This window comes from Mitsuaria chitosanitabida ATCC BAA-476 = NBRC 102408, assembly GCF_001598255.1.
Lineage (GTDB): Bacteria > Pseudomonadota > Gammaproteobacteria > Burkholderiales > Burkholderiaceae_C > Roseateles > Roseateles chitosanitabidus.
The window spans coordinates 1-18,643 of record NZ_BCYP01000001.1; the positions used below are offsets into that span (position 1 = coordinate 1).

Annotated in this window: 14 protein-coding genes; 10 read left to right on the forward strand and 4 right to left on the reverse strand. The window is 71.1% G+C overall.

The genetic code is table 11. The features are described from left to right. The first annotated feature begins 173 nt into the window (after positions 1-173). Entirely contained in the window at positions 174-2,087 is a 1,914-nt protein-coding gene (locus MCHT01_RS27785; RefSeq protein WP_084451408.1) for a methyl-accepting chemotaxis protein, read from the forward strand. A 134-nt stretch (positions 2,088-2,221) separates the two neighbouring features. On the opposite strand, the gene MCHT01_RS00010 is transcribed toward MCHT01_RS27785, so the two are convergent. Then, entirely contained in the window at positions 2,222-2,593 is a 372-nt protein-coding gene (locus tag MCHT01_RS00010; protein ID WP_067060661.1) for a hypothetical protein, read from the reverse strand. Positions 2,594-2,758: 165 nt separating this feature from the next. Between MCHT01_RS00010 and MCHT01_RS00015 the strand changes: the two genes are divergently transcribed. The 3 genes from MCHT01_RS00015 (at position 2,759) to MCHT01_RS00025 (ending at position 5,370) form a co-directional block, all read left to right on the forward strand. Next, on the forward strand, positions 2,759-3,472 hold the full coding sequence (locus MCHT01_RS00015) for a class I SAM-dependent methyltransferase (RefSeq protein ID WP_067060664.1): 714 nt from the start codon (positions 2,759-2,761) through the stop codon (positions 3,470-3,472). A gap of 231 nt (positions 3,473-3,703) precedes the next feature. Further along, a complete protein-coding gene (locus MCHT01_RS00020) occupies positions 3,704-4,741 on the forward strand; it encodes a VTT domain-containing protein (RefSeq protein ID WP_084451415.1) in 1,038 nt (345 codons plus the stop codon). Between the two features lie 53 nt (positions 4,742-4,794). After that, complete coding sequence (locus MCHT01_RS00025; protein ID WP_148661314.1) at positions 4,795-5,370, forward strand: 3'-5' exonuclease; 576 nt, start codon at positions 4,795-4,797, stop codon at positions 5,368-5,370. A 135-nt stretch (positions 5,371-5,505) separates the two neighbouring features. On the opposite strand, the gene MCHT01_RS00030 is transcribed toward MCHT01_RS00025, so the two are convergent. The 3 genes from MCHT01_RS00030 to MCHT01_RS00040 all read right to left on the reverse strand — a co-directional run bounded on the left by MCHT01_RS00030 (position 5,506) and on the right by MCHT01_RS00040 (position 10,064). Beyond that, the gene (locus MCHT01_RS00030) at positions 5,506-8,190 is read right to left on the reverse strand and encodes a diguanylate cyclase domain-containing protein (RefSeq protein ID WP_067060667.1); all 2,685 of its coding nucleotides are present in this window, start codon (positions 8,188-8,190) and stop codon (positions 5,506-5,508) included. Positions 8,191-8,253: 63 nt separating this feature from the next. Next, on the reverse strand, positions 8,254-8,505 hold the full coding sequence (locus MCHT01_RS00035) for a cysteine-rich CWC family protein (RefSeq protein ID WP_067060672.1): 252 nt from the start codon (positions 8,503-8,505) through the stop codon (positions 8,254-8,256). Then, complete coding sequence (locus tag MCHT01_RS00040) at positions 8,502-10,064, reverse strand: malonate--CoA ligase (RefSeq protein ID WP_067061215.1); 1,563 nt, start codon at positions 10,062-10,064, stop codon at positions 8,502-8,504. Before MCHT01_RS00040 ends, MCHT01_RS00035 begins: the two co-directional genes overlap by 4 nt. Before the next feature lie 225 nt (positions 10,065-10,289). On the opposite strand from MCHT01_RS00040, the gene MCHT01_RS00045 reads away from it, so the two are divergent. From MCHT01_RS00045 to MCHT01_RS00070, 6 genes are all read left to right on the forward strand, one after another. Continuing rightward, positions 10,290-11,804: a sigma-54 interaction domain-containing protein gene (locus MCHT01_RS00045; protein WP_245643107.1), complete on the forward strand. Its 1,515-nt coding sequence runs from the start codon at positions 10,290-10,292 to the stop codon at positions 11,802-11,804. 415 nt (positions 11,805-12,219) lie between these two features. Continuing rightward, positions 12,220-13,842 (forward strand): methyl-accepting chemotaxis protein, encoded by a 1,623-nt coding sequence (locus tag MCHT01_RS27790; RefSeq protein WP_084451417.1) that lies wholly within the window; start codon positions 12,220-12,222, stop codon positions 13,840-13,842. A gap of 296 nt (positions 13,843-14,138) precedes the next feature. Next, on the forward strand, positions 14,139-15,341 hold the full coding sequence (locus MCHT01_RS00055) for a substrate-binding domain-containing protein (RefSeq protein ID WP_067060675.1): 1,203 nt from the start codon (positions 14,139-14,141) through the stop codon (positions 15,339-15,341). A gap of 171 nt (positions 15,342-15,512) precedes the next feature. Continuing rightward, complete coding sequence (locus MCHT01_RS00060; protein WP_067060677.1) at positions 15,513-17,036, forward strand: extracellular catalytic domain type 2 short-chain-length polyhydroxyalkanoate depolymerase; 1,524 nt, start codon at positions 15,513-15,515, stop codon at positions 17,034-17,036. Between the two features lie 25 nt (positions 17,037-17,061). Next, entirely contained in the window at positions 17,062-17,817 is a 756-nt protein-coding gene (locus tag MCHT01_RS00065) for an ABC transporter ATP-binding protein (protein WP_067060679.1), read from the forward strand. A gap of 50 nt (positions 17,818-17,867) precedes the next feature. Then, entirely contained in the window at positions 17,868-18,626 is a 759-nt protein-coding gene (locus tag MCHT01_RS00070) for an ABC transporter ATP-binding protein (protein WP_067061221.1), read from the forward strand. Positions 18,627-18,643: the final 17 nt, after the last annotated feature.

The following is an 18,643-nucleotide window of genomic DNA, read 5'->3' on the forward strand; positions in this document are numbered from 1 at the left end:
CCCTACTACTTCACGCGAAGCCAAACCGGCAATTTCAGCAAACACGTTTCCAAAAGTAGCATTTCGCCTGTTTCCTTCCCCGCGCTTCCGTCGTGATTCACGCGTTCGGGTCAGCGCATCCCCGCCGCCGCCATGAGCGGACTTGCCGGCGGACCTCTCACCCGGAACAGGACATGAACGGTCTCACGATCAAGAAACAGCTGACGCTCGCGTTTGCCGCCCTCGTCGCGGCGGTGGTGCTGGTCAGCTTCGTCGCCCTGCGCGCGCTGGGGGCCGCCGATACCCGCTTCGCCGGCTTCGTCAACGGCGTGAACGACCGCGAAATGATGGCCGCCGACGTGCGCGCCTCCGCGAATCGCCGCGCCATCGGGGTGCGCGACATGGTCATCGTCAAGGACGCCGCGGACGTCGACGCCTCCAAGGCCATCGCGCTCGAGGCGCACGCCGCGATCGCCAAGCAGCTCGACACCCTCAAGGCCGCCGTCGCCGCGGCGTCCGACGCCAGCCCGCGCGAGCGCGAACTGCTGGGCCGCATCGTCGAGATCGAGGCCAAGTACCGGCCGGTCGCCGAGCGCATCGTCGGCCTGGCGGCCTCCGGTCGCCACGAGGAGGCCATGGACACGATGACGCGAGACTGCCGGCCGCTGCTGGCCGCGCTGCTCAAGAACGTCGGCGAGTACATCCAGTACGCCCGGGCCAGCGCCGACGAGCGCGTCGAGGAATCGACGGCCGCCTACACCGCGCAGCGCTGGTGGTTGAGTGCCATCAGCCTGGCCGCCGTGGCCCTGGCCGCCGGCCTGGGCTGGCTGATCGTGCGCCGCCTGATGAAGGCGCTGGGCACCGAGCCCGCGCTGCTGGCCGACGCCGCCCATCGCATCGCCGACGGCGACCTGCGTCCCGTCGAGGGCGTGCAGGCCGCGCCCGCCGACAGCGTGCTCGCGTCCATGGGCGTGATGCAGCGTCAGCTGGTCGACCTGATCGGCCAGGTGCGCGCCTCCGCCGAGAACATCGCCCTGGCCAGCGGCGAGATCGCCCAGGGCAACAACGACCTGTCCGAGCGCACCGAGGAGCAGGCCTCGGCACTGGAGCAGACCGCCGCGTCGATGGAGGAGCTCAGCGCCACCGTGCGCCAGAACGCCGACAACGCCCAGCAGGCCAACCAGCTGGCGCGCAATGCCAGCGAGGTCGCGCTGCGCGGCGGCGGTGTCGTGGGGCAGGTGGTCGAGACCATGCGCGGCATCCATGAGAGCAGCCGCCGCATCGAGGACATCATCGGCGTTATCGACGGAATCGCCTTCCAGACCAACATCCTGGCGCTGAACGCCGCGGTGGAAGCCGCGCGTGCCGGCGAGCAGGGGCGCGGCTTCGCGGTCGTGGCGTCCGAGGTCCGCAGCCTGGCGAGCCGCTCGGCCGGTGCCGCCAAGGAGATCAAGGCGCTGATCGGCGAGAGCGTCCATCGCGTCGAGCAGGGCAGCAGCCTGGTCGACCAGGCCGGCGCGACGATGGACGAAGTCGTGGGCGCGATCCGCCGCGTCAGCGACATCGTCGGCGAGATCAGCGCCGCCAGCGTCGAGCAGAGCACCGGTGTCGCGCAGGTCGGCGACGCGGTCACCCAGATGGACCGCGCCACGCAGCAGAACGCCGCCCTGGTCGACGAGAGCGCCGCCGCCGCGGACCGCATGAAGCAGCAGGCCGACGACATGGTCGCCGCCGTCGCCGTGTTCCGCACGGGCGAGGATCTGCGCTCGCCGCTGAAGCCGGCCACGGTGGTCGCGAAGCCGGTCCTGAAGTCGACGCTCAAGTCGGCCGCGACGCCGATGGCGACGGCGAGCACCGCGTCTTCCTCGACCACCGCGCCCATCGCCACCGCTGGCGCTTCCACCGCCGCCAAGCCTCCGCTGACCGCGTCGAGCACCACACGGGTCGGAAAGCCCGTCGCCGTCCCGGCGTCGAGGATCCTGAAGACCACCAAGGCCCCGGCGCCCGCGCGTCGCGTGGCCGCGGCGCCCGCGCTGCATGTCGTGCGTCCCGCTCCGGCTCCCGAGCCGGTCACCGCCGGCGGCGACGACGAGTGGACGACGTTCTGATCGGCGCGCCCTCGATGAGTTGAGGGCGCCTCGAATGACGACGGCCGGCGCACTGCGCCGGCCGGCCTCGTTTGGGGCGACGAAGGCACCGGCCTGGGCCGACCCGACCGGTGGCGGCCGTCCCCGGGCGACTCCTACTTGGCGCCGGCGGCGACCGCGTCCAGCGCGACGGTCTTGGCGACCTTGCCGTGCTCGTCCATGAACTGGATGCTGGCCTCGCCTTCCGGGGTCACCAGCAGCATGAGGCGGGGGCGGCCGCGCGCATCGTTGAGTGAGAGCGCCGACGAGCGTCCGTAGGAAATGCCCAGCCGGATCCGGTTGGTGTTCAGCTGCCCGGCCTCGGCCATCTGCGCCCGTGCCGCCTTGGCTTCCTCGGGCGACATCGCCTCGATCTCCTTGAGACGCCGCTTGCGGTCCTCGATGTTGAACTTGGCGCCGTTGGCCTCGTCATTCATCGAGAGCCAGGTCGAGACATAGCCGTCGTTCTCCACATGGCGCAGCTGCATCGTCTGGTCCTGCCGGAAGCGATCGATCCATGCCGCTCCTCATGCTCGTCCTTGCGCCCGCCGTCGCGCGGGTCCCCGTGCCCGTCCCGGGTCCACGGGGGTATCGGACGCGAGGCGGGCTGGCTATCCTCGCCCCGCGCCCCCCCCTGGTTTCAGGAGCGATTCATGTCGGCAGTCAGTCCCCTGGTCCGCATCGACTACCCCCACCTCGCGCGCCGCGAAATGCTGGCCTTCCTGCCCGAGACCTGTCCCCGCCTGCTCGACGTGGGCTGCAACACCGGCGCCTTCGGCGAGGCGGTGAAGCAGACCCGTCCCGGCACCGAGGTCTGGGGCGTGGAGCCCGACAGCGGCGCGGCCGACCGCGCCCGCCATCACCTGGATCAGGTCTTCCAGGGCTTCTTCGACGCCGGCCTGCCACTGCCGGAGCGCCACTTCGACGTGATCTCCTTCAACGACGTGCTCGAGCACATGCCCGATCCCTGGGCGGCGCTGCACCATGCGCGCGCGTTGCTGGCGCCGGACGGCGTGGTGGTGGTCTCGCTGCCCAACCTGCTGCACCTGGACACGATCTGGCCGTTGCTGCGTGAGCGCGACTTCCGCTACGAGAGCAGCGGCGTGCGCGACCGCACCCACCTGCGCTTCTTCACCCGCACCAGCGCGCTGCGCATGTTCGAGGAATGCGGCTACGAGGTGCTGCGCGTGAAGGGCATCAACGAGCAGTGGTACACCCGCTCGCTGAAGCGGCGGCTGGTGTACCGGCTCTTCGGGCGGCAGCTCGAGGAGACCAAGTTCGTGCAGTACGCCTTCGTCGCCCGACCGGCGCGGGAGGCCACCACCCGCGGCGCCTCGCTCGAGCCGGCCACCCTCCGGCGCGCCTGAGCGCCGCAAGCTCGGACCCGCGGCTGGCCGGGCGCCCGGGCGCAACGACGCTTGATCGCCTGATCGCCTGATCGTCTGATCGCCGGGAGCCGGTCGACTCCCCCGAAGGGGATAGGGCGTCCGGTCGACCATCGCCCGGCTGTCGCGGCGACGCCGCAGACCGGGGCCGCGGTCGCGCGCAATCGCCCCACCGCCGACGCGTGTCATCGCCAACCGCGACAATCGCTCCCCATGCGCGCCCTGATCGAACTGCTGGTCCTGCACGATTTCCTGCTCGTCTTCCTCGTGACGCTGGCCGCGCGCGTCGGCGCGCCGGTCCCCGCGGCGCCGCTGCTGGTCGTGGCCGGCGGTCTGGCCGCGGCGGGACGGATCTCGGCGGGCTCGCTGGTCACCGCGGCCGTGCTGGCCAACGTCCTGGGCGACGCCATCTGGTTCATCGCCGGCCGCAACTACGGCCATCGGGTCCTGCGCCTGCTGTGCCGCGTCTCCCTGTCCCCCGACGTCTGCGTCCGCCAGAGCGAGAGCCTCATCGCCCGCTGGGGCGGCAGCTCGCTGCTGGCGGCCAAGTTCCTGCCCGGCATCTCGGTCGTGGCCGCGCCGATGGCCGGCGCGCTGGGCATGGGCTGGCGCCGCTTCATCGCCTACGACGCCATCGCCGGCCTGGTCTGGAGCCTGTGCTTCCTGGGCCTGGGCCTGGTCTTCAGCAACCAGATCCAGGACGTGCTGGACGCGCTGTCCAACGCCGGCCTGATCGCCCTGGCCGCCATCGGCGCGCTGCTGCTGATGCTGGTGGGCAACCGCTGGCGCCGCCGCCGGCAGATGGCCCGGCTGGCCGGCGAGGTCGAGCGCATCAGCGTCGAGGACGCCGCCGCGCTGGTCGACCAGGACATGGCGCCGCAGTTCATCGACGTGCGCAGCGACGCCGGTCGCGCCGCCGATCCGCGCACGCTGCCCGGCGCGCTCAACATCCCGCTGCCGCGGCTGCCCGAGTACGCCGACCAGCTCCCCGACGACCGCCTGCTGGTCGTCTACTGCAACTGCCCCAACGAGGTGTCCGCCATCACCGGCGCGCACCAGCTGCTGGAGCGCGGCCATGCCCGCGTGCTGGCGCTCGAGGGCGGCCTGGACGGCTGGGACGCGCTGCAGCGTCGCCGCCAGCGTGACCGGGGCGACAGCGGCGATCTGGGCGGGCGCGAGGGCCTGGACAGCCGCGGCGCGCGCGACGGCGACCCCGTCGAGTCCTCGACGGCGCACCCCGCCGTCCCCTGATTGGAGGAGGCGCCGGCCGCGGAGGCTGGCCCGCCGCTTGCATACTCGCGGACATGGCCGTACTCGCTCCCGCCGCGTCCGTCGTGGCGCCCACCATCCTGGACCTGGAGGCCAGCGGCTTCGGCCGCGGCAGCTATCCGATCGAGATCGGCTTCGTCGAGGCCACCGGCCTGCCGTTCTGCTCGCTGATCCAGCCCGCGCCCGAATGGGAGCACTGGGACGAGCAGGCCGAGCAGTTGCACGGGATCTCGCGCGAGCTGCTGCTGCGCCACGGTCGCCCCCGCGAGTGGGTCGCGCAGGAGCTCAACCGGCGCCTGGCCGGCCAGACCGTCTACTGCGACAGCTGGGGCCACGACTACAGCTGGTTGTCCAAGCTCTTCGAGAGCGCCGGCTGCCTGCCGCGCTTCAAGCTCGAGGACCTGCGCCGCCTGCTCAGCGAGGAGGAGGCCGGCCGCTGGTCCGCCGTGCAGACGCAGGTCCGCGACGAGGCGCGCCTGCGCCGCCATCGCGCCAGCGCCGACGCCAAGGTGCTGCAGATGACCCTGATGCGCATCAAGCAGGGCGTCGATCGGGCCACTACCACGCTGGGCGATCGACGCCGCGAGGACTTCGGCCACTGCGGCGAGTGAGCGGATGAGCGCGTGGGCGACTGAGCCGATGAGCGACTGGGCGACTGAGCCGATGAGCCGATGAGCCGATGAGCCGATGAGCGCGGCGCGGCGATCGGTCGCGCGCCGCGGCGGCCTCGATCGCCGGGATCGGCCTCAGTTCGGCAAGCCGGCGGGACGGGCCGCGCAGACAGTGCCGCTGGCGCGGCCGCGGCCCGCGCGCTTGGCATGGTAGAGCTGCTCGTCGGCCTGCATGACCAGCGCGTCGATCTGCACCCCTCGCGCCCACTGCACGCAGAAGCCCACGCTCGCGCCGATGTGCAGCTCCAGCGCGCCGATGCGGAAGGGCATGGACAGCGCATGCACCAGCTTGTCCGCGACGATCTGGGCGTCCTCCGGTCGCGCGACGTGGTGCAGGAAGACCGCGAACTCGTCGCCGCCCAGGCGGGCCACCAGGTCCTGCGGCCGCAGCGCATGGCGCAGCCGGCCCGCCACCGCCTTGAGCAGCGCGTCGCCGACCGGATGGCCGTACTCGTCGTTGACCGGCTTGAAGCGGTCCAGGTCCAGGTAGAGCAGCGAGACCAGCTCGTCGCGATCCGTCGCGCGCCGCAGCGAGGTGTCCACGTAGGCCGAGAAGCCCGCCCGGTTGAGCAGCTCCGTCAGCGCGTCGGTGTTGGACGCCTTCAGCAGGCGCATCTGCTCCTGCTTCACCTCGGTCACGTCGCGCGCGACCCCGTAGGCGCCGATGATCGCGCCGGCGTCGTTGAAGAGCGGCGCGTAGTTGAGTTCCACGTAGCGGGCCTCCCCCCGGCCGTCGCCGTCCATCGGCATGGGCCGGCTGATGCCGGTCGGGTCGACGTCGTCGTCGTCGCGCATCTCCACCACGCTGGTCTCGCCGGCGAAGGCGCGCCGGATCAGCGGCCGGATGGTCGCGTAGCGCGCCTCGCCCAGCAGCTCGGCCGCGCCACGGCCCACCCAGGCGCGGTGCGGGATGTCGAAGCGCTGCTCGAAGGCCTTGTTGCAGAACAGCACCTGCTCGTCGGTGTCCACGGCCAGCATCATCACCGCCACGCTCTGCGCCAGCGCGCTCATGACGGCCTGGCTGCGTTCGCGCTCGCGCTCCACGGCCAGCTCGGCGCTGATGTCGCGCAGCATCCAGGAGATGGTGGACACCCGCCCCATGTCGTCGCGATGCACGATCACGGTGCAGTCGACCGGCAGGTCGCGGCCGTCGGTGGCGCGGACCTCCCAGCGGCCGTGCCAGTGGCCGTCGCGCTCGGCCGCGGGCAGGATCTCCTCGCGGTAGCGCGTCAGGCCGTCGTCGACGAAGAAGCGCTCGTGCCGCAGACCGTCCAGCGGCGCGTCGGGCGTCAGCCCCAGCCGATGCCGCACGGCGGGGTTCAGGTAGAGCAGGCGACCGTCCGGCGCGGTCTGCGCGATGTAGTCGGGCGCCAGGTCGATGATGGCGCTGAGCATGCGCGAGGCCTGCTGCTGGCGGGCGTTCTCGGTGATGTCCAGCACGGTGCCCGCGTGCGCGACGATGCGACCGTCGATGCGCATCGGGCGCATGCGCAGGGCCACCAGCATCTCGGTGCCGTCGCGCCGCGTCAGGCGTCGCACACGGTCGACCGAATCCTGGGAGGCGACCAGGGCCGCCCATTGCGCCTTCACCGTCTCGCGGTCGACCTCGGGCAGGCGGTCCATCCAGCCCCAGGCCATGGTGGCGGGCTCGACCTCCATCATCCGCAGGTAGGTCTCGTTGGCGTAGACCACGCGCCCCGACAGGTCGCAGCGGAACAGGCCCATCGGCGAGGCGTCGGCGGTGGCCTGGCGCTCGGCCTCGCGCAGGCGCGTGCGGGCCTGCAGCCGCGTGAACCAGGCCATCAGGCCGATCGCGATCGCGCTCACCAGCAGCGAGAAGCCCAGCAGCGCGCGGCGCTGCGTCAGGTAGCCGGCCAGGATGCGGTCGCGCTCGAAGGACACGAACAGCCGCAGCGGGTAGTCCTGCAGCGTCCGGTAGGCCACGATGCGCTCGTTGCCGTCGGCCGGGCTCTCGGCGAGCAGGAAGCGGCCGCTGGCCGGCGCGTCGGGCGGCAGGGGCCGGACGCCGGGCTGCTCGCGCAGGTTGCGGCCCACCAGCCCGGCCACCTCGGGCCAGCGTGCCAGCGCGACGCCGTCCTGGCGCTGCAGCAGGATGGCCATGCCGGGGCGCATCACCCGCGGTCGGTACAGGCGCAGCAGCCCGTCCAGGTCGATGAAGGCGATGGCGGTGTCGAAGTCGCCGGCGCGCGCCGTCAGGCGCGTGGCCAGCGGCAGCACCAGGTGGGCGCCGGGGCGCAGCCGGACCGGCGTGCCGACCACGATGCTGGGCCCGCCGGGCGCGTGCAGCGCGGCCAGGAAGGCGGGGTCGGCGAGCTGGATGTAGGGCTCTCCGGTCACGGAGGGAATGCGCCAGAGCCGCCCGTCGGCGTTGGCCAGCATCACGTCGGTCAGCCCGCGCGAGCTGTCGCGCAGCGAGTCCGCCAGCAGCGAGACCGTCGAGTCCCGGTCCTGCCGCGCCGACTTGCGGGTGAGCAGCAGCAGGTCGATGGTGCGCAGGCTGCCCTCGGTCTCGCGCAGCAGGGCCTCGGTCTCGCTCGTGGCGTCGCGGGCCACGTTCTGCAGGTCCTCCTGCAGGTCCAGCACCAGCGAGCGCGGATAGATCAGCGCGAACCAGCCCACCAGCGCCCACAGCACGACCAGCACCAGCCCCAGGGCGATGAACGGGCCGAGCAGCAGCGCGCGCATGCGGCGCGCGTCCAGGCGCGCCACGATGGACTTGCGGAACAGGGAGGTGGGCATGGCCGGGATTGTGGCCGTGCGCCGTACGAGGGCAAACGCCCAACAGCGGGGGAGCCGGAGGCCTTATGTGTCTTTGCGCACGGGCGCCGACGCCGGACGGGCCGGAACATGGCTGTCGGGGTCGTCGGCGGCCAGTTCGGCCAGGCAGCGCAGGCACAGGCAGCGCTCCGGCCAGCGCTCGCGCAGCTGCTGCTTGAGCCCCTCGCCCAGCCGGGTGCCGAAGCAGGCGCACCAGCCCTCGTCCACCCCGCAATGGAAGCCGCCGCCGCAGCGCGGGCAGGCGGAGTTGTCGGGGAGCGGCGCCGGCGTGCTCATGCCAGCAGGTCCCGATGCCGCTCGCGCAGCAGGTTCTTCTGGACCTTGCCCATGGCGTTGCGGGGCAGCTCGGCCTCGATGACCACGCGCTTGGGCACCTTGAAGTGGGCGATGCGGTCCTTGAGCGCCGCGACCAGCGCGGGGCCGTCCAGGGTCGCGCCGGGGCGCGGGACGACCACGGCGATCACGCCTTCGCCGAAGTCCGCATGCGGGACACCGACCACCGCCGATTCCGCCACGCCGGGCAGCTCGTTGAGCCAGCCCTCGACCTCGGCCGGGTAGACGTTGTAGCCGCCGGTGATGATCAGGTCCTTGCTGCGGCCGACGATCGTCACGTAGCCGCGCGCGTCGCGCCGGCCCACGTCGCCTGTCTGGAACCAGCCGTCGGCGGTGAAGGCCTCCCGGGTCTTCTCCGGCATGCGCCAGTAACCGGAGAACACGTTGGGGCCCTGGACTTGGAGGTGGCCGATCTCGCCGTCGCCGGCGGTGGAGCAGGGCGCGCCCGCGTCATCGACGACGCGCAGCCCCACGCCCGGCAGCGGGAAGCCGACCGTGCCGCCGACGCGCTCGCCGTCCTGCTCGCGCCAGGGGTTGGAGCAGAGCATGACGGTCTCGCTCATGCCGTAGCGCTCCAGCAGCGTGTGGCCGGTGCGGTGGCGCCAGGCCTCGAAGGTCTCGATCAGCAGTGGCGCGGAGCCGCTGATGAACAGCCGCATCCGCGCGCAGGTCTCGCGCGTGAGCGCGGCGTGCTCGAGCAGGCGCACGTAGAGCGTGGGCACGCCCATGAACATCGTCGCGTCGGGCAGGCGGGCGATCACGCCGCGGGCGTCGAACTTGTGGAACCACAGCATGCGCGCGCCCGCCAGCAGCGCGCCGTGCGAGGCCACGAACAGGCCGTGGATGTGGAAGATGGGCAGGGCGTGGATGAGCACGTCGTCCGCGCGCCAGCCCCAGTAATGCTTGAGCGTGCGCGCGTTGGACAGCATGTTGCCGTGGCTCAGCATCGCGCCCTTGCTGCGGCCGGTGGTGCCGCTGGTGTAGAGGATCACCGCCAGGTCGTCCTCGGCGCGCTCGGCCACCGGGTGGGTGTCGGGCATCTGCATCGCGCGGTCCAGCAGCGTGCCGGTGCGGTCCTCGTTGAGCGTGAAGACCCAGGGCACCTTCGCCTGGAAGGCCATCTTGCTGACCCAGCCGAAGTGCCGGCCCGCGCAGACGACCACCGCCGGCTCGGCGTCGTCGATGAAGTAGGCGAGCTCGGCGGCCTGGTAGGCCGTGTTCAGCGGCAGGTAGACGTAGCCGGCGCGCAGCACCGCCAGGTAGAGCAGCAGGGACTCGACGCTCTTCTCGGTCTGCACGGCGACGCGACTGCCCGGCGGCAGGTCCAGCGAGACCAGCAGGTTGGCGATCATGGCCGAGGCGCGATCCAGGTCGCGCCAGCTGTAGCGCTTGCCGGTGTCGGGGCCGTCGGCGATCTCGATCGCGCAGGCGTCCAGATCGTCGGCGAAGGACGCGCGCAGCGCCGCGAAGAGATTGGCGTTGGCGGCCGGCAGGGAGGGCATGTCGAGCATCCGGCGAGTTTCGCACCGAGGCGCGCCGGACCGTCGCCGGTCCGCGCCGACGCCCTCGGGCACGCGCGTCAACCTCGGGTCATCCCCGGTCGCGGGAGGGGTTCTCCGGGGAAGGCGCCTGCTACATTGATCCGGATCAGATCCGCCGCGCCGGCCTCCGCCGGACCCTCGCAGGCGGACGCCCGGGCCACGATGCCCGGTCTCAGGAGACAAGTCATGAGCGACATTCCGCAGGATGCCGACGCGGTGCTGCGGCTGGCCGCGCAGTCGATGTTCGACGTGCTGGCCAGCACCGCGCAGGGCGCGATGGTGGTCAACCGCGAGCACCGCGTGGTCTGGATCAGCGAGGGCTACAAGCGCTTCCTGCCCGCGCTGGGCTTCCGCGACGAGACCGAGTTCGTCGGCCGCCGGGTCGAGGAGCTGGTCCCCAACACCTTGATGGCGCAGGTCATCGACACCGGCCAGCCCATCCTGGTGGACCTGCTGACCAACAAGGCCGGCACCTTCCTGGTGAGCCGGCTGCCGCTGCGCAGCGACAGCGGCGAGGTCATCGGCGCCATGGGCATGGTGCTGCTGGATCACCCCGAGACGACCATGCAGCCGCTGATGAACAAGTTCGCGTGCCTGCAGTCCGAGCTGGACGAGACCCGCCGGCAACTGGCCGCCGAGCAGTCGCGCAATCGCCGGCCCAAGCACCGGATCATCGATTTCATCGGCAGCAGCGCCGCCGCGCTCGACGTGAAGCGCCAGGCGCGCCGCGTCGCCCAGACCGACGCCACCGTGCTGCTGCTGGGCGAGACCGGCACCGGCAAGGAGCTGCTCGCGCATGCGATCCATGCCGCGTCGCGCCGGGCGGGCAAGCCGCTGGTGTCGGTCAACATCGCCGCCGTGCCGGAGACCCTGCTGGAGGCGGAGTTCTTCGGCGTCGCGCCCGGCGCCTACACCGGCGCCGAGCGCAAGGGCCGCGACGGCAAGTTCAAGCTGGCCGACGGCGGCACGCTGTTCCTGGACGAGATCGGCGACATGCCGCCGGCCTTGCAGGCCAAGCTGCTGCGCGTGCTGCAGGAGCAGGAGCTCGAGCCGCTGGGCAGCAACGAGGTGGTGAAGGTGGACGTGCGCGTGATCGCCGCCACCAGCCGCGACCTGGGCGCGATGGTGGCGCGCGGCGAGTTCCGCGCCGACCTGTTCTATCGCCTGCACGTGCTGCCGATTCGGCTGCCCGCGCTGCGCGAGCGCCCGGACGACATCGAGGCGCTGGTCGAGGTGCTGCTGGAGGACATCGCGCGCCGCGGCGGCCTGGCCCCCAAGACCCTGGGTCCCGAGGCCTTGCGGGCGCTGATGGCGCAACGCTGGCCGGGCAATGTCCGCGAGTTGCGCAACGCACTGGAGCAGGCATTCCTGATGAGCGATGACGGGCAGCTCGAGCCGAGGCATTTCGGCCTGGGCGTGCCGCAGGACGCCCCCCGTCCCATGGCGCCGGAACCCATGCCTTCCACGCTCGCGCCGACCCTGTCGATGCGTCCCGAGGAACCTGGCGCGTCGTTGCCGATGCGCAAGGCGTCGCTGGAGCGCGAGGCCATCGCGCAGGCGCTGCGACGCACGGGTGGCAATCGCGTGGCGGCGGCGCGCCTGCTGGCGATCTCGCGCGCCACGCTGTACGAGAAGCTGGGCAAGTATCCGGAGCTGGCGGTGCTGGACAGAGAGGCCGTCCCGCAGGTGGGTTCTCTCTGAGTGGCGACCAGCCTGACGCGACCGAAGGTCGCCCGGGGGCGGCGCAGCGGCCGAGCGGCACGCGGAGCGTGCCTTGTGAACTGACTGGGCGCAGACTGTCTGAGGGCAGCGAACCGCAGGTGAGCGGACCGAGTTGAGCGCCCTGAGCGAGGCCGCTGCGCCGCCCCCGGGTGATCTTCGGTCGATGCGCGGTCACCCGCGGGCCCCGGACGCCTGTCCGTCCCATCGGGGACAGGCCCCGCAAGCAACCCGCGATCCCGCCACAACCTCACGCCCGACGCGTTGCGCCCCCGCTGATCGAGGGTTCCCCGCCCTTGTCGTCCCCGCCCCGGTGTGCGCATATTGCATCCAGGGACAAAACAGAACGACAACAGACGACCCGGCGCCGTTCGGCCGGCAGGTCCAGGAGACTTCGATGAACAGCTATGCCTCGGCCGCCACGGCCGGATCGGCCCGTCCCTCTTCCGCGTCCGCCGACGGACGCACCCGCCGCGCGTGGACGCTGGCGACGCGATTGCGCGTGGCGGTACTCGCCGCGGTGGTCGGTTTCGTCGTGCTGGTGATGTGGCTGAGCCACCGCTCCGCGATGAGCCTGCTGGACGTGAAGATGATCACCACGGTCGAGCAGGTGAAGAACGCCGAGCAGATCGCCAAGCGCCACTTCGACCGCATCGGCGCCGGCGGCCTCACCGATGCCGAGGCCCGCAAGCTGGCCGCGGCCGAGATCGGCAAGATCCGCTACTCCGGCAACGAATACATCTGGATCAACGACATGACCCCGAAGATGGTCATGCATCCGATCAAGCCGGAGCTCAACGACAAGGACCTGTCGGGCAACAAGGACCCCAACGGCCTGAAGCTGTTCGTCGCCTTCGTCGACACCGTGAAGGCGCAGGGCGCCGGCTTCGTCGACTACCTGTGGCCCAAGCCGGGCTCCAGCGACCCCGAGCCCAAGCGCTCGTATGTCTCGGGCTTCAAGCCCTGGGGCTGGGTGATCGGATCGGGCGTCTACACCGACGACGTGGCCGCCATCGCGCGCCGCGACGGCCTGGTGGCGCTGGGCCTGGTGATCGTCGTGGGCATCGCGGCGATGGGCGCGGTCGAGTGGTTCGCCCGCGGCCTGAAGCGTCGCCTGGGCCAGATGCGCGAAGTCGTGCAGGCCGTGGCCAACGGCGACCTGAGAGCCCAGGGCGACGAGGGCGCCGACGGCGCCCAGGGCCAGGACGAGATCGGCGAGGTGCTGACCCAGGTCTCCGCGATGCAGCGCCGCCTCAGCGAGCTGGTGCGCGCGATCCGTGACGCGACGGACTCGATCCAGCATGCCTCGCGCGAGGTCGCGATGGGCAGCCAGGACCTGTCGCATCGCAGCGAGCAGGCGGCTTCCAGCCTGCAGCAGACGGCCGCCTCGATGCAGGAGCTCACGCAGCAGGTCTCGCATTCCGCGCAGGCCGCGCAGCAGACGAATCAGCTGGCGCTGGGCGCCGCCGACCGCGCGCGCCAGGGCGCCGACGTGATGGGCGAGGTCGTGCAGACCATGGACGGCATCGCCGGCGCCAGCCGCAAGATCGCCGACATCATCTCGGTCATCGACGGCGTGGCCTTCCAGACCAACATCCTGGCGCTGAACGCGGCCGTCGAGGCCGCCCGCGCCGGCGAGCAGGGCCGCGGCTTCGCCGTCGTCGCCAGCGAGGTGCGCGCGCTCGCGCAGCGCAGCGCGGGCGCCGCCAAGGAGATCAAGACGCTGATCAACGACTCCGTCTCGCGGGTCGACGCGGGCAGCGCCCAGGTCGGCCGCGCGGGCGAGGCGATGGGGCAGATCCTGGACTCGGTGAAGCAGGTGTCGGGCACCGTCGCGGAGATCAGCCAGTCCAGCGCCGGCCAGTCCGATGGCCTGGCGCAGATCAACCAGGCGGTCGCCCATCTGGACGACATGACCCAGCAGAACGCCGCGCTGGTCGAGCAGACCGCCGCCGCGGCCGAGTCGCTGCAGCAGCAGGCGCGGCTGCTCAACGAGCAGGTGGCGACCTTCCGCACCTGAGCGTTCCCGGCGCCTCGGTCCGCGCCGTGCCCGTCGCGAGCCGCGCGAGCCAGGCGCTCGCGCCGCCTGGATGCGGTGCTGTCTGGAGTCCGGACACTGTCTGATTTCCGGACATCCGCCCGTTCGCCCTTCCACGCCGCTGTCCGGAAACCTGGACAGCGGCGTCGTCGTTTCCGGTGCTGATCCGGTCGCCCGGGGGGATTTCCCGAGGGTTGTCCCGGACGGCACGGGCCTTGCGAAGGAAGCGGACCGAGACCGGCGCACGACCGGTCCGTCCACGACAGGAGACAAGGCACATGACCCATGGCTTCATCCGCGCCGTCGCTGGCGCGGCGCTGGCGCTGACCGCCGCGCTGGGCGCGAGCGCCCCGGCCTTCGCGCAAGGCAAGGAGATCCGCATCGCCCACGTCTACAGCCGCACCGGCCCGCTCGAGGCATACGGCAAGCAGACGCAGACCGGCCTCCTGATGGGCCTGGACTACGCCACCGGCGGCACCATGACCGTGGCCGGGCGCAAGCTCGTCGTCATCGAGAAGGACGACCAGGGCAAGCCCGACGTGGGCAAGAGCCTGCTGGCCACGGCCTACGGCGACGACAAGGCCGACATCGCCGTCGGCCCGTCCTCGTCGGGCGTCGCGCTGGCGCTGCTGCCCGTGGCCGAGGAGTACAAGAAGATCCTGCTGGTCGAGCCCGCCGTCGCCGACTCCATCACCGGCGACAAGTGGAACAAGTACATCTTCCGGACCGGCCGCAACAGCTCGCAGGACGCGATCTCCAACGCGGTGGCGCTGGACAAGCCCGGAACCGTGATCGCGACGCTGGCGCAGGACTATGCCTTCGGCCGCGACGGCGTGAAGGCCTTCAAGGACGCGATCAAGAAGGCCAAGGTGGTGCACGAGGAATACCTGCCGACCACCACCACCGACTTCACCGCCGGCGCGCAGCGCCTCATCGACAAGCTCAAGGACCAGCCCGGCCGCAAGGTGATCTTCATCATCTGGGCCGGCGCGGGCAACCCGTTCAAGATCGCCGACCTGGACCTCAAGCGCTACGGGATCGAGATCGCCACCGGCGGCAACATCCTGCCCGCGATGGCCGCCTACAAGTCGCTGCCCGGCATGGAAGGCGCGACCTACTACTACTTCGGCATCCCGAAGAACCCGGTCAACGAGTGGCTCGTCGCCAACCATTACAAGCAGTTCAAGGCACCGCCCGACTTCTTCACCGCGGGCGGCATGAGCGCCGGCATCGCCATCGTCGAGGCGCTCAAGAAGACGGCCGGCGACACCGGCACCAACAAGCTCATCAAGGCCATGGAGGGCATGAGCTTCGAGACGCCCAAGGGCCGCATGACCTTCCGCGCCGAGGACCACCAGGCGATGCAGTCGATGTACCACTTCAAGATCAAGGTCGACCCCGCCTTCGCCTGGGGCGTCCCCGAGCTGGTCCGCGAGATCAAGCCCGAAGAGATGAGCATCCCGATCCGCAACAAGCGGTGATGCCCTGACGCATCGCCCCGCGCGATGCCCCCGGAGCCGGTCAATCGCTGCCGCCCGCGACCACGTCGCGATCCGGTCGCCAACCTCATGGCGACGGGTCGCGGCGCGGCCGGCGACCCCGACTCCTCCCCCCAACGATCCCGATCGATCCCGACATCCAGGAGGTTTCCCATGAAGTTCTCCGCAGTCCGTGGTTCCGCGATCCTGTCCCAGGTCCGATGCATCGTCCCCGTCGCGCTGCTGGCCCTGTCCGGCCTGGCGCGCGCCGTCGCGCCGCTGCCGGCGCTCAACATCGACAAGACCCAGATCACCGTGTCCGGCCTGTCCTCGGGCGGCTTCATGGCCAACCAGCTGGGATACGCCTATTCATCGACCTTCAAGGGCGTCGGCGTCTTCGCCGGCGGTCCCTTCACGTGCGCCGGGCACAGCAACTACACCGCCTGCATGTACAACGCGACGATCTCCGCGTCGGCGCTCAACACCATGCAGGCCGACCTCAACAACTGGAGCGGCACGTCCATCGACGCGAAGAGCAATGTCGCGTCGCAGAAGATCTACCTGTTCGTCGGCAGCAGCGACACCACCGTCGGCCCCAACCCGATGAACGCGGTGCAGACGCAGTACACGAACAACGGCGTGACCGCGGCCAACATGGACTACATCCAGCGCAGCGGCGCGGCCCACGTCTTCCCGACCGACTTCGACGCCACCGGCGACAACAGTTGCGGCACGGCCGCCTCGCCCTACATCGCCAACTGCGGCTACGACGGCGCCAAGGCCGCGCTGACCAAGTTCTACGGCACGCTGAACGCGCGCAACGACAGCCCCGCCGCGGCCAACTTCGTCGAGTTCGACCAGACCGCCTTCAGCACCAACCTCGGGCTGGCGACCAGCGGCTGGGCCTACGTCCCCGCCAACTGCGCGGCCGGTCAGGCCTGCAAGCTGCACGTCGCGCTGCATGGCTGCCAGCAGAACTACGCCACCATCGGCGACAAGTTCCTGAAGAACACCGGCTACGCGCGCTGGGCCGACACCAACAGCATCGTCGTGCTGTTCCCGCAGACCCGCGTGGACAACACCAGCCACTCGACCTCGGCCAGCGGCTCGCTGGCGAATCCGAATGGCTGCTGGGACTGGATCGGCTGGTACGGCAGCAACTTCTCGCAGAAGGCCGGCGTGCAGATGGCAGCGATCAAGGCCATGATCGACCAGGTGTCCTCGGGCAGCACCGGCGGCGGCACGCCGGGCACCTTGCCGGCGCCGGCCTCGGTGACCGCCACGGGCGCGACCACCACCACCATGACCATCGGCTGGAGCGCCGTCAGCGGCGCCGCCGGCTACAACGTCTATCGCAACGCGGTCAAGGTCAACGCCAGCCTGGTGACGGCCACCAGCTACGGCGACAGCGGCCTGAGCGCCGGCACCAGCTACAGCTGGACCGTGCGCGCGGTCGACAGCGGCGGCGTCGAGGGCGCGAGCTCCGCGCCGGTGAGCGCCTCCACCCCCGGAGGCACGACGGCGACCTGCTTCACCGCCACCAACTACGCCCACACCACGGCGGGCCGCGCGACCCAGAGCGGCGGCTACACCTACGCCAACGGCTCCAACCAGAACATGGGTCTGTGGAACGTCTTCGTCACGACGACGCTGAAGCAGACCGGGACCAACTACTACGTGATCGGCACCTGTCCCTGAGGACAGGACGCGCCGACCCGCACGCATGCTCGAGACCCGCGACCTCACCATCCGCTTCGGCGGCCACACCGCCGTCGATCGCGTCAGCTGCTCATTCCATCCGGGCACGCTGACGGCGATCGTCGGGCCCAACGGAGCCGGCAAGACGACCTACTTCAACCTGATCTCCGGCCAGCTCGGCGCGAGCGCGGGACGGGTACTGCTCGACGGCGAGGACCTGACCCGCATGGCCGCGCCCTTGCGCACGCGACGCGGCCTGGGCCGGGCCTTCCAGCTGACGCAGCTGTTCCCGACGCTGAGCGTGCTGGAGAACGTGCGGCTCGCGGTGCAGTCGCGGCGCGGGGAAGGGCTGCGGATGCTGTCGGTGTGGCTGAGCCATCGCGAGCTCATCGACGAGGCGCGGACCATCGTCGAGCGCGTGCGGCTGGGGCATCGCGTCGACGCGCCCGCGGCCAGCCTGCCGCACGGCGACCAGCGCAAGCTGGAGGTCGCGATGCTGATGGCGCTGCGGCCCAAGGTCTATCTCTTCGACGAGCCGACCGCGGGCATGAGCGTCGACGAGGTGCCGGTGATCCTGGATCTGATCCGCGATCTCAAGGCGGAGGGGCGGCACACGATCCTGCTGGTCGAGCACAAGATGGACGTGGTGCGGGAGCTGGCGGATCGCATCGTGGTACTGCATCACGGGCAGCTCGTCGCCGACGGGGATCCGGCCGAGGTCATCGCCTCACCCGTGGTGCAGAACGCCTATCTGGGCCTGGCGATGCCGGAGGCCGCATGAGCACGACCGCCGCCGCGACCTCGTCGACGGACACCGGCAAGGGCACGGGAATGAGCGGCCAGTCGCCCGCGCTGCTCCAGCTCGACGGGGTGCACACGCACATCGGGGCGTATCACATCCTCCACGGCGTCGACCTGGTCGTGCCCGAGGGCGAGCTCACCATGCTGCTGGGCCGCAATGGCGCCGGCAAGACGACGACCCTGCGCACGATCATGGGCCTGTGGCGCGTGGGCCAGGGCCGGATCCGCTTCGACGGCCAGCCCATCCACGCGCTGCCCACGCCGGAGATCGCGCGGCTGGACATCGCCTATGTGCCCGAGAACATGGGCATCTTCGGCGACCTCACCGTGCGCGAGAACCTGCTGCTGGCGGCGCGCCGCGCGCGCTCCCTCGACGATCTGGACACGACCCGCCTGGACTGGCTCTTCGGGCTGTTCCCGGCGCTGCGCAAGTTCTGGCTGTATCCGGCGGGCAAGCTCAGCGGCGGGCAGAAGCAGATGCTCGCGATCGCCCGCGCCATGGTCGAGCCGCGCCGGCTGCTGCTCATCGACGAACCGACCAAGGGCCTGGCGCCCGTGATCATCCGCAACCTCATCGAGGCGCTGCAGGAGATCAAGCGCGGCCGCGACGGCGCGCGCACCACGGTGCTGCTGGTCGAGCAGAACTTCATGGTGGCCAAGGCGCTGGGCGACGGCGTCGCGGTGATGGACGACGGCCGCGTCGTGCACGCCGGCCGCATGGCCGAGCTCGCCGAGGACGAATCGCTGCAGCAGCGCTTGCTGGGCCTCTCGCTGGCGGCGCATCAATGAACAAGCCTGGCATGACC

Coding starts and splice junctions, on each gene's coding strand:
- MCHT01_RS27785 (WP_084451408.1), top strand. CDS start 174: ATGAACGGTCTCACGATCAAGAAACAGCTGACGCTCGCGTTTGCCGCC.
- MCHT01_RS00010 (WP_067060661.1), bottom strand. CDS start 2,593: ATGCAGCTGCGCCATGTGGAGAACGACGGCTATGTCTCGACCTGGCTC.
- MCHT01_RS00015 (WP_067060664.1), top strand. CDS start 2,759: ATGTCGGCAGTCAGTCCCCTGGTCCGCATCGACTACCCCCACCTCGCG.
- MCHT01_RS00020 (WP_084451415.1), top strand. CDS start 3,704: ATGCGCGCCCTGATCGAACTGCTGGTCCTGCACGATTTCCTGCTCGTC.
- MCHT01_RS00025 (WP_148661314.1), top strand. CDS start 4,795: ATGGCCGTACTCGCTCCCGCCGCGTCCGTCGTGGCGCCCACCATCCTG.
- MCHT01_RS00030 (WP_067060667.1), bottom strand. CDS start 8,190: ATGCCCACCTCCCTGTTCCGCAAGTCCATCGTGGCGCGCCTGGACGCG.
- MCHT01_RS00035 (WP_067060672.1), bottom strand. CDS start 8,505: ATGAGCACGCCGGCGCCGCTCCCCGACAACTCCGCCTGCCCGCGCTGC.
- MCHT01_RS00040 (WP_067061215.1), bottom strand. CDS start 10,064: ATGCCCTCCCTGCCGGCCGCCAACGCCAATCTCTTCGCGGCGCTGCGC.
- MCHT01_RS00045 (WP_245643107.1), top strand. CDS start 10,290: ATGAGCGACATTCCGCAGGATGCCGACGCGGTGCTGCGGCTGGCCGCG.
- MCHT01_RS27790 (WP_084451417.1), top strand. CDS start 12,220: ATGAACAGCTATGCCTCGGCCGCCACGGCCGGATCGGCCCGTCCCTCT.
- MCHT01_RS00055 (WP_067060675.1), top strand. CDS start 14,139: ATGACCCATGGCTTCATCCGCGCCGTCGCTGGCGCGGCGCTGGCGCTG.
- MCHT01_RS00060 (WP_067060677.1), top strand. CDS start 15,513: ATGAAGTTCTCCGCAGTCCGTGGTTCCGCGATCCTGTCCCAGGTCCGA.
- MCHT01_RS00065 (WP_067060679.1), top strand. CDS start 17,062: ATGCTCGAGACCCGCGACCTCACCATCCGCTTCGGCGGCCACACCGCC.
- MCHT01_RS00070 (WP_067061221.1), top strand. CDS start 17,868: ATGAGCGGCCAGTCGCCCGCGCTGCTCCAGCTCGACGGGGTGCACACG.